A 12108-nucleotide genomic window follows, 5' to 3' on the forward strand; every position below is an offset into this window, starting at 1 on the left:
AGCTCGCCACCCCGTCTGTGAGGCCCACGGGGTCGCTCGCGGAACGAACCGCGCTGAGTCCCGAGGTGGCCGCATCGGTGAGCCCCACCGAGTCCGCGCTGGACATCTGCTGGGCCTGCACGACGCTCGCGACGTCGGTGATGCCCTCGGGATCTGCCGGACTTGCCGTGTAGTTCGTCCCGCCGCCGTTGAGCTGCGCGGTGGCGCTGTCGGTGATGCCTACGGCGTCCGCTGGCGCCTGCTGCTGGGCTTGGACGAGCGACGCCGAGTCGGTCACGCCGACCGGGTCAGCGGGTGCGACCTGCTGCGACTGGACGACGCTCGCAGAGTCCGTGATCCCGACCGGGTCCGCCGGGTTCGAGGACAGGAACGCGCCCTGCGATTCGGAGTCCGTGATGCCAACTGGGTCGGATACGGTGACCTGCTGGGACTGGACCACCGTGACCGAGTCCGTGAGGCCAACAGGATCAGCCGGAGCCGCCTGCTGCTGCTGGACAAAGGAGGCAGAGTCGGTCAGGCCGAGCGGGTCGCTCTGGGTGCGCACGAGCGCCTGCGCGGCGGCCGCCGTGTCGGTTATTCCCTCGGGGTCGCTCGGCGTGAGGAACTGATTCTGGACAACCGACGCCAAGTCGGCAAGGCCCTCGGCGTCCGTAGCTGAGCGGGCCATGTCCTGCTGCTGGACGAGGGAGTCGGTGACGCCTTCGGAGTCAGCCGGGGTCAGGAATTGGTTCTGGATGAACGAGGCTGAGTCGGTGATGCCCTCAGAGTCAGCGGGGTTGGCGGTGTAGTTGGTGCCGCCGCTGCTCGCTGCCTGGATCTCGATCGCGAGCAGCGAGTACGTCTGCGAGCCGGGAGCCGTGACGCCGTAGGTTGTCGCCCCCGCGGTCGGTGCCTGCAGGTAGTCGTAGTAGGCGACGTAGTTGTTCGTGGAGCGGTTGTCGATGCCCTCGGAGGTGTTGTTCGAGGAGTTCGAGTAGGTGGCACTCGTGGGGCTGTTCGCGGCCCAGTCGGCATCCATCCACGAGATAACGGAGCCAGCGGCCGTCGTGGTCAGCGAGGACGTGGCCGTGCCGGTGCTGACCTTCTTGTTCAGCGCCGGGCTGCCTGCGAGCTGGCAGGTGGTGCCGTCCCAGCGTTCGACCATCATCGAGTGGAACTGGGCCGAGCCGCCCGCGACCGTCGAGACCGTGACGGTGGTGGCGGAGCCGCCCGCGGTGACGGCACCGGTCCACATGTACGCCGAGCAGTGGCTCGAGGTGGTGTCCGACTGCTGCAGCGTCCACGTGATCGTGTTCGCCGAGTTCGTCGGAGTGTTCAGGTGCAGGGTGGAGTCCTCGCCCGCGGCCTTGACGACGATGATGTCGCCAGTGGCCGGGGTGAACGAGGGTGAGACGAGGCTGGTGCCTTGGCTCGTGGCCGTGACCAGGAATGTGTTGGTCGGGGTCAGAGTCATGGCACCAGCCTCCCTAGGGTCACGGGCCGGCGGTGATCTGCAGCGCCAGCACGTCGTCGATGGTGCTGAGCCCGTTCGCCTTCAACGCGTTCGCGTTGATCGTCGTGGACCCCGTGGGGACCGCGTACGCGTTCGGGCTCGTGTCGGGTGTCCCGTCCGGCCCGAGCCCGATGTAGATGTGCCCGAGCGAGCAGGCCGGGTCCCGTGTGACGGTCGTGTTCTGCAGCGCCCTCGTGGAGGCGCGCCACGCGACGCTGATCGTCAGCGGGTTCCCGAGCGGGTCGTTCGCGGACCAGATGTACGGGTTCGGCGGGACGTAGGTCCCGATCACGGGTTTACCTGGTAGATGTGGATCGTCGTCTCGGCGGGGAATGAGTCGGTGAAGGTCCCGCCCGTGACGGGGATGGTGCGGTTCTCGCCGACGACGGTGACCGAGGACCACGAGCCCGCGAGGGTGAACGCCCCCGTCCGTGCCGTATGGTCGGTGTTGCCAGCGATCACCACGGGAGCGCCGCCGTTCCACTTCGCCGCAGCCTTCACGCCCGTCGAGGCGGTCACGAGGCCGACAGCGTCCGGGCCGTTGAGAGCTGGGGCGATCTGCCGGATGATCGCCGTCTCGGCCTGCACCTGGGCGCGGATCGGCGCGTAGTGCGCATCCCGCAGGACGTGCTGCGTCTGGAACGAGCCCGAGAACGAGTGGTTGAAGAACAGGATGCCGCGGGCGCCGCCGATGATGCAGTGCCAGATGGCCGCACGGACCTGCGCCGGGGTGATCTCGATCGCCGTCGTCGAGGACGGTGCACCGGCCTCAACGAAGCCCCAGACGGGCTTGGTGTACCCGGCGAAGGCGCGCATGCGCTCCACGACGATGCCGTAGTTCCGGCCGCGCCGTGCCTGCTCATCGGTGAGGCGGTTCGTGCCCTGCCCGATGGTGCGGCACATCTCGTAGGTGTCTTCGGTGTAGAAGTACTGGTCCGCGGAGATGAAGTCGTGGAGGCGGACGTACTTCTGGGCGTCGGCGTCGCCGTCGTCGCAGGAGAGGATCCCGAGGCCGACGTTGACGTAGACCGGGCGCCCGTCCTTCGGGAGTCCGGCGACGCGGTTCTGCTCGTCGGTCATCTGCTGCGCGGTCGGCGCGCCCCACCAGCCGGGGATCATGTCCGGCTCGTCCTCGGTCATGTAGGACGTCGTCTCGGTGCCGCGGTTGGGCATGGAGAGGTCGTCGGGGTGGAGGCACGCGAACATGCCGCCCGCCTTGATGAGGTCGAGGCGCGAGTCGGTGATGAGCCGCATGTAGGTGTTCAGGCCGGTGGCAGAGTCGAACGAGACCTGGTCCGCCGTGGAGGTGCCCTCGTACCAGACCCCGATCGGGAAGAACGACGGGGAGGTGGGGAACGTGGGGCCGGTGAACTTGGCCCAGTAGTTCGCTCCGCCGTCCGGGTCCTTGAGGGTCACACCGGCCGGGAGAGTGCCCGCTGGTTGTGGCGATGGCGCAGGGGCCGGGGCCGGTGCAGGCGCGGGCGTAGGATCTGGGGCAGGCGTCGGTGCCGGCGTTGGGGCCGGGGCCGGTGCAGGGCTTGGCGCTGGAGCAGGAGCGGGAGACGGGGTCAGGGCGGCTACCTGCTGCTGCAGAGCTGTGATCTGACCCGTGAGCGTCTTGAGCTGGCCGAGCACGCTCGAGATGTTCGTCTCGTCGGTGGCCTGTGCGGACTGGATCGCGGCAATCGTCTTGTTCGCGGCATCAATGTTGGCCTGCAGCGCGGCCTTCGCCGCTGCGAGGTCGCTGGGAGTGACGACGGTGACGGACATGGTGGGGTGACCTTTCGGTGTGGCGCTTTCCGTTGGGTCGCGATCCGGCCCCGCTCCGCTCGCGAGAAGGGCGGCCCGCTATGGTGCGGGCCGCCCGATGATGACTAGGCCCCGAGGAGCGTGTGAGACCACGTGATCGTCAGCGTGTCAGAGGCGCCCTTGGACCCGATGCCCGTGAGCAGCACGCGCGAGATCGTATTGGCCGCCGCCGTGGTGGCGTTGGCCAGGATGTTCTCGTTGACGATGACGGCCTCCGTGATCGCCGAGGCCGTGGTCGCCGTGCCAGCGGCGTAGGTCACCTTGTAGGTCACCTTCGAGCCGGAGCCGGCGGTGTCCACGGCAGTCGGGTAGGTGGCGTCGAACGCCTGCTGCGAGCCCGAGAGGTAGGTCACGAGCGCGGCGCCCGCGCCGGACTTGGCGACGGCGGTCGAGCCCTGCCCGAGCTTCATGCCCGAGGCCAGCGAGACGGAGAGGCCGGTCGCGGTGCCGAAAGCCGTGCCCGCGCCGAGTGCCGTGCCGACGTAGATCGAGAACGTCGTCGAGGAGCCCACGGCGGTGACTGCCCACTTGCCGTTGTAGCCCGAGGGAGTGACGCCTGCGATGGTGACCGCGTCGCCGACCGACAGGCCGTGCGCGGCCGACGTCGTCACGACGGCGGTCGTGCCCGTGGCAATCGCGGTGATCGTCAGGGCCGAGCCCTGGATCTGCGCCGCCCGCGCTGCGTAGTACTGATCGCCAGTGTCGGTCACGAGATTGTCAGTCTCGCCCTGCGCCTTGACGACGCCGTTCTCATCGGTGAGCACCCACGAGACGTGCCCGTGGATGCCGCTCTGGTCGTTGCTCATGCGTTGCCTCCGGTAGTGCTCGTGGTGGGGGTGGAAGGGATGTTGGGAACCGCCCACGTCCCGACGGCCGTGCAGACCGCGGCCACGAGCGAGAGCCACTTGAACTGGTCCGGCGGCAGGACCGCGAGGAGGTAGGTCGCCAGCGATCCGACGAGCGCGGCGATCGCCTTGGAGTAGGCGAGGATCTTCTTGAGCTGGGCGATCATGCTTTCCCCTTGATGGGCTCGTAGCGGCGGTTGGGTTCTTCGGGTGTGTCTTTCTTGAGGCAAAGGCCGCAGCGGCGCAGCTTGCGCGTCTCCCACTCGACGCAGCCCGAGCAGAGCGTGATGGGCGGACGGCCGCAGCACAGCGCGAAGGACCACCACTGCGCCTTGACGGGCGCGCCGTCATGGCGGTCGGTCGCCTCGCACTCGTACTCCGGCTCCCAGTCCTCGAGGATCTCCGTCGAGGTCTCGACGTCGAGCGCCGTGCTCACGGCTCGACCTCGGCGGTCCACGATGAGACGAAGGCGAGATCGGCGATGTCGCCGGGGGAGACGTTCTGCGGGAGGCGGTCGTCCGTGAAGGCATGGAAGCCGACGGCCTGCCATGCGCGGTCCACGAGCTGGGAGCAGAAGAGGCGATCCTTGCGCCCCAGCCGCTTCCGGAGGCCGGGGATCTTGATCCCGTACTGGGCCAGCCCGAGCGCGACGACGTCGAGGAAGCCATAGGGGATGCCGACGAGCGCGGCAGCCGTGGTGGCGATCTGCGCCCGCTCCTCGTCGGTCAGCGGGGCCGTCACGATGACGTCGCCGGGCTGGATCTTCCCGCGGTACGCGCCGGGCGGGTTGGCCTCCACGGTCGAGCCGTCCTCGGCGACGATGAGGCGGATGTGGCAGTACCGAGCCGAGGTGACGGTGGTGATGATCCGGCCGAGCCATCCTGCAGGCCGCACGAGCGCGACGTCGCCCGGCCTCACTTCGCGGCCCTCATCTGCTGGAGCGCATGGTCGTGCTCGATGTCGAGGACAGTCCGCGCGCGCGCTGCTAGCTCGGGGGAGCGCTGGATGCTGAGCTGGTTGTCCTGCTTTGTCTCCCCGGATGTGCTCCAGTTGGTCGAGCCGCCGATCAGCCAGACGCCATCGACGATCGCCATCTTGCGGTGCATGATGGCCGATTTCTCCGAGGTGCCGATCGCGATCGAGTTGCCCATGTCCTCGTGCCGGAACTTGGCGAGCAGCTCGCGCTCATGCACGCCGGCCGCCTGGGACTTGTCCAGCGTGATCTGGACGTAGACGTTCGGTGTCGCGAGGTGGCCGCGCAGGATCTCGGCGAGCTCGTCGTCGTCGAAGCCGTACATCGCCACGACGACGGAGTGCTGGGCGCCCTCGAGCACCTCGACGAGCGCGCCGTGGACGTCGTCGATCGGGGAGTAGAGCATCCACGAGTCAGCCGGCGTCGGGTTGCCGAGTGGCATCGTCGCCTCCGATCCCAAGGTGATCGCGCAGTGCCTCGAGGAGATGTGTCTGCGCTTCATTGATCGCCCTCAGTGCCTTGACCTCTTCGCGGTCGTGCTCGGCGAGCTTGGCGTTCACCGCGTCCTGCCGCTTGGAGGCGATGAGGATGATCCCGCCCTGCAGCCCGGCGAGGGTCGAGAGCATGAGGTTCAGGAGGATGTAGGGGTATTCGTCCCAGTGGAAGCACCACGCGACGACGTTGGCCGTCATCCACAGCCCCATGAAGCCGAGGAAGGAGAAGATGAAGACCCACGAGCCCATGCCATTGCGGAGCCAGTCGGCCGCCCTGTCCCCGAAGGGCAGTTCGCTCCCCGTCGGCACGGCTGGATGGTGCAGCCAGTGCCGGTCGTGATGGTTAGGGCTCATGGCGGCCTACTTGTTCGCCTGCGCCTTGATGGCAGCGAGGACGGCGGCAGCGATCGCGTCAATATCTCCCTGAGTCAGGCTGGTGCCGTTGACCGCGGGGAGGGCCTTGATCTGCGCGGCGACTCCGTCGACCTTCCCGCCGAGGCTCGCGTCGAGGCGCTGGCGGACGGAGCCGAGGTGCGTCTCGGGCCATGCGCCCTGCCCCGTCTCGCGGTCCTGGATGAGAGGCGCGCCGGGCAGGCCTGGCTGATCGCCGCCCGAGCCTCCGGGAAGGCCCCAGATGTCGCAGAAGTGCTGAATCTTTCCGGCGGGAGTCCAGTTCTCATAGCTCACGTCGTCGTCTCCAATCGGTGTGACTGTTCCGCCGCTGGCGGGCTGGATGTTGGCAGGCGTCCCATAGGCGCGCCATGTGCTGAGGTCGCCGTTCAGCTGGTTGCTGTCGCCGCCGGTCTCGTTCGTGTCGGCGTTCTGCCAGCAGAAGATCGCGGGCCAAGGGGATGGGTCGCCGAAGCCCACGCTGTTGTAGGCCGCGCCCCAGAGGCCCATGTCGAAGTCCACGAGGGGCTGCCAGTTCCACTTGCCCTTGACGTGCGACCAGTCGGAGTAGAAGACTGCCTTGAGCCCCGAGAGCGCATAGAGTTCCTGCGCGCACGCGAGGGTCCAGCCGACAGGGTCGGCCACGTAGTTGAAGAACGCGCCCTCGACGTCGAGCGCGATCGGCTCGCCGACCTGCCATACGTCCTTGATGGTGTTCCAGTAGAACTGGGCCTCAGCCTGCGGCGTGTTCCGACCGTCGCAGAAGTGGTAGTAGCCCACGCCGAGGCCCGCCGAGCGGCCGGAGGCGATCTGTGCGCGCCAGACGGGGGAGACCCAGCCGACGCCTTCGGTGGCCTTGACCCATGCGAACCTGTTCGGGCCCCATGCTGGGCTGGCTGGCTGATAGGCCGAGACGTCGCATCCGTAGGTCATTCGTCGTCGCCCTCTTCCTCGGTCCTCGGCGCCGACTTGATCTGGCGCTTGAGCCATGCGATGTCTGTCTTGACCTCCGCGATTGCAGCATCCTGCTTGGCCAGGTGGGCGTCCTGCTTGGACAGGTGCGCGCCGATGGCGTCGAGCTTTTTCGACAGCCACCCGAAGAACGTGCTAATCACGGCCACCCCCACTGCTGCGATCGTCGCGATCGCTCCGACCGCCGGCCAAACCTCCGTGGGAGTCATCCCGTCACCACCCGATGGCGATGTAGTCGAGGCGGATGGACTGGCTCGCGTACTGCGTGCCGCCTGCGATCCATGCGTTGAAGTACGCCGTCGTCAGGGTCGCGTTCGCCGAGCCCTGCGTGATGAAGACCTTTGTGCCGGTGGCGACGTCGTCGGCGTTCATGCCGACCCAGAACATGACCCCGTTGGGGAACGCCTGCGGGAACAGGAAGTTGCTGTAGCCGTTGGCGTCGGTGGTGCAGACGATCGTGCCGCACTGGATGATCGGCACGTAGGCGCCCGACTGCAGGTTGGTCAGCAGGTTCGAGGCCGAGCCGACGTGCGGGTTGTTCGCCCACACCTTCGGGACCTGCTGCTGTGCGAAGTTCGTCCCGTCGCACGTCTGGATCGGCGAGCCGGGGAGGTCCGTCCGCGTCGTGACGAGGCCCGCAACCTTCGTCAGCGCGTTCTGCGCCGTGGAGCTCGCGACCTTGACGACGACATTCGAGGTGTCGGCCATGGTGGCGAGGTCTGTCGTGAGGTTCGTGAAGTTGTCCGGGTTGGTGGGGACTTGGATGCCGTTCGCGCGTACCTGTGACATCAGCGGCTCCAATCGATGGATACGGTGCCCGACTGGGCGTTGCTCTGTACTCCGGAGAAGGCGGCGTAGTCGCCGTTGAAGATGGCGATCCCGCCGCCGTTGACGAGGTCTTGCGCCTGCGCCGCGGTTAGGCTGTAGACGGTGAGGCCCTGCCATGGCTGCGCGGTGACGGTCGTCGGGCCGTTGACGGTCGAGACGTTCCCGGCCGGGCGGCTCCAACTGCTGTGGGTGTAGATGTTCACCGAGGCCGGGCTGTTGTAGTTGCCGGCGCCTTGACGCGGGCCGAGGGTGAACCTGCCGCCCGTGATGGTGCGGCCGGCGAGCTGGGTCGGGCCGCCGCCGTAGAACCACGCGCCGTTGACCGTGCTGCTGCCGTAGGTGCCCGAGTAGACGTAGGAGGTGCTGCCCCACGAGCCCCAGCCGCCCGGCCCCCACCACGTCGCCGAGTCGGAGGCGGCGAAGTTGGAGGTGCCGGTCGAGACGGTCGGCGTGCTCGAACCCACGGGCGCGGCCGGCGCGGGCGCCGGGGTGGCTCCGGCCTTCGTCACGTAGGGCACGCCAGCGAGGAAGATCATCTCGACGTTGTCGTTGACCGCGGGCGTGTAGCTCGAGAGGAAGTAGGCCGTGTAGGTTACGCCGTCGGCGCCGACGACCGTGATCGTCTGGGAGCCGACTGGGACCACGGTCACCGTTCCCGTCGCCGGGTGCAGGCCCGTGGTGGACATCCGGCAGAGGATGAACGCCTCGGCCTGCCCGCGCGCCGTGCCGGTTACCGCAACGAGGACCGCGTCGCCGTTCGATACCGAGACGCCGTCGGCCGCCGATGCCTGGATGATGTTTCCGTTCAGGCTGACGAGGTAGCCGGTGGTCCCGGCTGTGACGTTCGAGGAGAGAATGACTGTCGCCCGCACGAGCGTGGTCTGGTCGCCCATGGCCTTGACCAGCATCTCTTGGATGCGGTCGAGGTTACCCACGGGGCACCCCCGAGAAGACGGCGGCGATGTCCCCGTAGGTGGCGTCGAGGCCGAGCTGCATCGCATCCACGGTCGAGTCGTGCCCCTTGATGTCGATGGTCCGGATGCGCGCCGGGAAGGTGAGCGTCCCGTGCGTGCTCGCGTTCGGGCAGACCACCGTGATCCAGTCGCCCATCTGCAGGCCGGGGTGTGGCAGGCAGTCGATGACGATGGGGATCGTGAGGCCGCGCAGCTGCGTGTCCCGCATTGTCTGTGCGTAGGCGTCGGCCTGAGCCTGCGTGGTGATCGTGTTCGAGGAGTAGAAGACGGGGTACGTCCCGTGCGGGCCGCCCACACGAAGCGGGCCGCCCGTGATCTGCGCGACGCCGCGGAGAGGGTTCTGGCTCGATCCACTGCCGTCTGCGACAAAGACGTTGTAGGCGCCGTCGAGCTTCATGGTGCGCTGCACGTCGATCAGGAAGCCCTCGGGCCCCGGCTGCAGGGTCCAGACCGTGCCGGTGTTGGCGATCGGGTAGATCTCCAGCACACCCGAGCCATTCGTGCGGATGTCGCAGCCGATGCGCTGCGCGAGCGACTGGACGGCATTGAGGCGGTCGTTCGGGTAGACGAGGTTGGCCGGGACCGCCTGGTCCACGACGCCCGAGACTGCCGTGACGGGCATGATGTCTGCCAGCACGCGCTTGATCTCGGAGACGCACGTCGGAGATCCCGAGGTGGGCGGCGAGGTCGGGGCGAGGAACTGTGCGTTGAGGATGTTCCTCGCCAGCGTCTCGGCCTTGAGGGTGATCTTCGCCCCGCCCGAGGCCCAGAGCAGCGAGACGCCGTTCCCGAGCGGGGAGTCGACGTTCACGACGCCCTGATTGGTGACCTTGTAGGAGTTCCACGACTCGATAGGGTCCGTCTCGGAGATCCGGAACCAGTCGTAGGCCACCGAGCCCGCGCCGCCCACGTTGTAGTAGACCTGCAGGAGTGAGCCGCCGACGCCGAGGGGGTCGTCGAGGAGCCACGGGGCCTTCGTCCCGTCGGCATCCTCGACATCCACCGTGAGCGTCTGCGTCTGCCGCGTCGTGTCGTAGGAGAGTTCCCACTGGCCGACGGGCAGCGGGTCCGAGTATGCCAGCGAGCCGTTGTACCAGCACCAGACCGTGATCGTGTCGCCTGCGCGGGAGCCGGCGAGCGCCGCTGTCGTCGTTGCGTCGAGCGCGCGCATCGCTCACCCCCCTAGAAGTAGGCGTTGGCCGATCCGGTGAATGAGGCGCCAGATCCCGTGACCGTCGCGTATGGCCGCCAGTACTTGGCCTTGACGTCGAACCTGCGCGAGAGCGTCAGCGGCGCGGTCGTCAGCGCAGTGAACTCGTCTTTCGCGGGGTCCGCGTCGGCCCATGTCGTTCCGTCGTTCGACCACTGGATGCCGAACACGAGCTGGGGGCTCGTGCCGGCGACAGCAGTGAGGTTGAGGGTGATGCCGACCCAGCCCTGATCGGAGGACATGAGGGTCGGCATCGCAGCTGCCATGGACGAGGTGAGCGTCCCCGAAAATATCGCCTCAGCGGTAGGCAACGTTCCCCCTTACGGATTCTGGATGATGAGGAGATAGGTCTGGCCGGTGTGCGCGGCGTTGAACGCCGCGTAGGTCGCATACTCGGCGGCCACGGTCCCGTAGGTCGTGGTCGGCGCGAGGACGGGCATCGCCGGAGGGGCGACGAAGTCGCTCTTGGCCTGCCACTCGACCTCTTGGCCGCCCAGCTTCTCGTTGACCGGCTGCTCGAGGATCGACGCCGCGGTCATGTAGCAGAGGCCCGGCAGCGCCGAGGCCCAGCCTGCGAGGGGCCGGAACAGGACCACGCTGGCCTGCTTGAGCAGCACGCGGAGGGCGTTGGTCTGCGCCGTGGCGAGCGTCGTGACGTGGAACGCCACGTTGTCCGCCGACTGCCGCTTGCCCACGAGGGCCACGGGCTCGTCGGTTCCGGCGACGATCATCTCCGTCACGGCCGACTTGTACTCGAACTGCGCGAGCGCGTCCCAGTCGAGGCCCGGTTCGCCGTTCGGCCCGACGTCGGCATAGACCGGGATGGCTGTGCCCGGCTGCAGCGGGTCGCTCAGCCAACCCGAGGTCGAGGAGAGCGTGATCGTCGCCGTCGTGATGACGACGCCCGCGCAGACGCCCGAGAGAACCTCGATGTCATAGGAGACGGTGCGGCCGAGGGCAGCCTCGTAGTCCACCACGAAGTCCGAGCCGACGACGTTGCGGTGCCGTGCGCCGCGCACGGGGCGCCGCTTGCCGTCCACCGTCCGCCAGACGTTGATCTGGTTCGTTCCGGGGTCGAAGTCCTGGTAGGTCACCGAGACATTCGGGCTCGGCGTGCTGCCGGAGCTGAGCGAGATGAACGGCTGGTAGACCGTGTCCGTCGAGGTAGAGGCGTTCGCCGTGCCGGTCCATGCGTAGACGTTCCCTGCGGCAGCCGTGAACGAGCCGTCGAAGTAGGTTCCGACGGTTCCGGTCGCCTCGATGAGGATCGCCTCGCCGTCGAGCCAGTCGGAGGCCGCCCAGTTCGAGCCGCCCGTGACCGCCTGCGCCGTGAAGACCGCGTTGGTCACCGCCGCGCCCGATGTGCCGACCACCGTAAGCTGCGTCCACGTGCTCGCCGAGACGGCCACCGATGAGCCGGTGACCGTGTTGACGATCGCGTTCGAGCTGTTGCGGAAGTCGACCTTGAGCTGGAGCGTCTGCGCCTTGGAGCATCGGACCCAGATCTGCGTGGCGTACTGCGTAGCAGCCGAGAGACCCGTCTGGGTGTAGGAGATACCGCCCGAGATCGCCGTGGTGGCGACGGTCCACGTCACTCGCGGAAAGCCGGGGATCGAGAGGTAGCCTGCCCCCGAGTTCCACGCCACCGACGCAGTGCCGCCCGTCCCGGCGACGGCGGCGTAGTTCGTCGCCGTCGTCGCCGCGGATGGGTTCGTGGCGAGGTTCGTCCGGGTGGTCACGCTCACAGCGACGGCCTCCTAGCCCCTCGGAAGTCGGCAGCATCGATGGCCTGCCCTGCGACCGTGCTGACGTAGCCCTTGAGCTGCTGCCCGTTCTCGAGGACTAGGTAGAGCTGTTGCGGTGCCGACGAGAACGCGCCCGAACTGCCCCCCATCGCCGCGAATGCCGGCGACAGATCGAGCGAGCCCGCGACGGTGTTGGTAACCTTCTGGAGTGTCGAGCCCAGTGCGGGCATCGAGCCCTCGATGCCGTCGATGAGGCCGCCCATGATCCAGCCGCCGTGAGGCTTGAGCATGACCTTGTCGTACTCGGGCGGACCCTTGTGGTCGGCGATGAACTGCGTCACTGATGCCAGCACGCCGTCGAGCGGCCCGAACATGG

The 12108-nt window shown here is 67.9% G+C and carries 17 protein-coding genes; all 17 read right to left on the minus strand.

The features are described 5' to 3' along the window. Nucleotides 1–1453 (minus strand): hypothetical protein (locus tag ACTHL9_RS02525; RefSeq protein ID WP_440517097.1); only part of this gene is annotated, 1453 nt, incomplete at its 3' end. A gap of 19 nt (nt 1454–1472) precedes the next feature. Further along, a complete protein-coding gene (locus ACTHL9_RS02530) occupies nt 1473–1784 on the minus strand; it encodes a hypothetical protein (protein ID WP_440517098.1) in 312 nt (103 codons plus the stop codon). Further along, complete coding sequence (locus ACTHL9_RS02535; RefSeq protein ID WP_440517099.1) at nt 1781–3262, minus strand: hypothetical protein; 1482 nt, start codon at nt 3260–3262, stop codon at nt 1781–1783. Before ACTHL9_RS02535 ends, ACTHL9_RS02530 begins: the two co-directional genes overlap by 4 nt. Nucleotides 3263–3366: 104 nt before the next feature. Beyond that, nucleotides 3367–4107 (minus strand): hypothetical protein, encoded by a 741-nt coding sequence (locus ACTHL9_RS02540; RefSeq protein WP_440517100.1) that lies wholly within the window; start codon nt 4105–4107, stop codon nt 3367–3369. Continuing rightward, nucleotides 4104–4313, minus strand: a complete 210-nt coding sequence (locus ACTHL9_RS02545; protein ID WP_440517101.1) for a hypothetical protein — start codon at nt 4311–4313, stop codon at nt 4104–4106. The genes ACTHL9_RS02540 and ACTHL9_RS02545 overlap by 4 nt, the downstream gene beginning before the upstream one ends. Continuing rightward, entirely contained in the window at nt 4310–4582 is a 273-nt protein-coding gene (locus ACTHL9_RS02550; protein WP_440517102.1) for a hypothetical protein, read from the minus strand. The genes ACTHL9_RS02545 and ACTHL9_RS02550 overlap by 4 nt, the downstream gene beginning before the upstream one ends. Beyond that, nucleotides 4579–5064 (minus strand): hypothetical protein, encoded by a 486-nt coding sequence (locus tag ACTHL9_RS02555; protein ID WP_440517103.1) that lies wholly within the window; start codon nt 5062–5064, stop codon nt 4579–4581. Before ACTHL9_RS02555 ends, ACTHL9_RS02550 begins: the two co-directional genes overlap by 4 nt. Further along, nucleotides 5061–5561 carry a phospholipase D-like domain-containing protein gene (locus ACTHL9_RS02560; RefSeq protein WP_440517104.1) on the minus strand — a complete coding sequence of 167 codons (501 nt, stop codon included), beginning with the start codon at nt 5559–5561 and terminating at the stop codon, nt 5061–5063. The genes ACTHL9_RS02555 and ACTHL9_RS02560 overlap by 4 nt, the downstream gene beginning before the upstream one ends. After that, a complete protein-coding gene (locus tag ACTHL9_RS02565) occupies nt 5533–5967 on the minus strand; it encodes a DUF1003 domain-containing protein (protein WP_440517105.1) in 435 nt (144 codons plus the stop codon). Before ACTHL9_RS02565 ends, ACTHL9_RS02560 begins: the two co-directional genes overlap by 29 nt. Before the next feature lie 6 nt (nt 5968–5973). After that, the gene (locus ACTHL9_RS02570) at nt 5974–6936 is read right to left on the minus strand and encodes a GH25 family lysozyme (RefSeq protein ID WP_440517106.1); all 963 of its coding nucleotides are present in this window, start codon (nt 6934–6936) and stop codon (nt 5974–5976) included. Beyond that, the gene (locus tag ACTHL9_RS02575; protein ID WP_440517107.1) at nt 6933–7184 is read right to left on the minus strand and encodes a hypothetical protein; all 252 of its coding nucleotides are present in this window, start codon (nt 7182–7184) and stop codon (nt 6933–6935) included. Before ACTHL9_RS02575 ends, ACTHL9_RS02570 begins: the two co-directional genes overlap by 4 nt. Before the next feature lie 4 nt (nt 7185–7188). Further along, nucleotides 7189–7764, minus strand: a complete 576-nt coding sequence (locus ACTHL9_RS02580; protein ID WP_440517108.1) for a gp53-like domain-containing protein — start codon at nt 7762–7764, stop codon at nt 7189–7191. After that, nucleotides 7764–8738 (minus strand): hypothetical protein, encoded by a 975-nt coding sequence (locus tag ACTHL9_RS02585; RefSeq protein ID WP_440517109.1) that lies wholly within the window; start codon nt 8736–8738, stop codon nt 7764–7766. Before ACTHL9_RS02585 ends, ACTHL9_RS02580 begins: the two co-directional genes overlap by 1 nt. Then, nucleotides 8731–9948 (minus strand): hypothetical protein, encoded by a 1218-nt coding sequence (locus ACTHL9_RS02590; protein ID WP_440517110.1) that lies wholly within the window; start codon nt 9946–9948, stop codon nt 8731–8733. Before ACTHL9_RS02590 ends, ACTHL9_RS02585 begins: the two co-directional genes overlap by 8 nt. Before the next feature lie 11 nt (nt 9949–9959). Continuing rightward, the gene (locus ACTHL9_RS02595) at nt 9960–10298 is read right to left on the minus strand and encodes a hypothetical protein (RefSeq protein WP_440517111.1); all 339 of its coding nucleotides are present in this window, start codon (nt 10296–10298) and stop codon (nt 9960–9962) included. Nucleotides 10299–10307: 9 nt separating this feature from the next. Further along, nucleotides 10308–11732, minus strand: a complete 1425-nt coding sequence (locus ACTHL9_RS02600; protein WP_440517113.1) for a hypothetical protein — start codon at nt 11730–11732, stop codon at nt 10308–10310. Further along, nucleotides 11729–12108: hypothetical protein (locus ACTHL9_RS02605; RefSeq protein WP_440517114.1), on the minus strand; the 380-nt coding region annotated here is incomplete at its 5' end. The genes ACTHL9_RS02605 and ACTHL9_RS02600, both read right to left, overlap by 4 nt.

The organism is Sinomonas sp. (assembly GCF_051955515.1).
Classification (GTDB): domain Bacteria; phylum Actinomycetota; class Actinomycetes; order Actinomycetales; family Micrococcaceae; genus Sinomonas.

Excerpts from the sequence above, each read along its gene's own strand:
- ACTHL9_RS02535 (WP_440517099.1), bottom strand. The coding sequence starts at position 3,262 with ATGTCCGTCACCGTCGTCACTCCCAGCGACCTCGCAGCGGCGAAGGCC.
- ACTHL9_RS02590 (WP_440517110.1), bottom strand. The coding sequence starts at position 9,948 with ATGCGCGCGCTCGACGCAACGACGACAGCGGCGCTCGCCGGCTCCCGC.
- ACTHL9_RS02545 (WP_440517101.1), bottom strand. The coding sequence starts at position 4,313 with ATGATCGCCCAGCTCAAGAAGATCCTCGCCTACTCCAAGGCGATCGCC.
- ACTHL9_RS02580 (WP_440517108.1), bottom strand. The coding sequence starts at position 7,764 with ATGTCACAGGTACGCGCGAACGGCATCCAAGTCCCCACCAACCCGGAC.
- ACTHL9_RS02560 (WP_440517104.1), bottom strand. The coding sequence starts at position 5,561 with ATGCCACTCGGCAACCCGACGCCGGCTGACTCGTGGATGCTCTACTCC.
- ACTHL9_RS02540 (WP_440517100.1), bottom strand. The coding sequence starts at position 4,107 with ATGAGCAACGACCAGAGCGGCATCCACGGGCACGTCTCGTGGGTGCTC.
- ACTHL9_RS02565 (WP_440517105.1), bottom strand. The coding sequence starts at position 5,967 with ATGAGCCCTAACCATCACGACCGGCACTGGCTGCACCATCCAGCCGTG.
- ACTHL9_RS02570 (WP_440517106.1), bottom strand. The coding sequence starts at position 6,936 with ATGACCTACGGATGCGACGTCTCGGCCTATCAGCCAGCCAGCCCAGCA.
- ACTHL9_RS02575 (WP_440517107.1), bottom strand. The coding sequence starts at position 7,184 with ATGACTCCCACGGAGGTTTGGCCGGCGGTCGGAGCGATCGCGACGATC.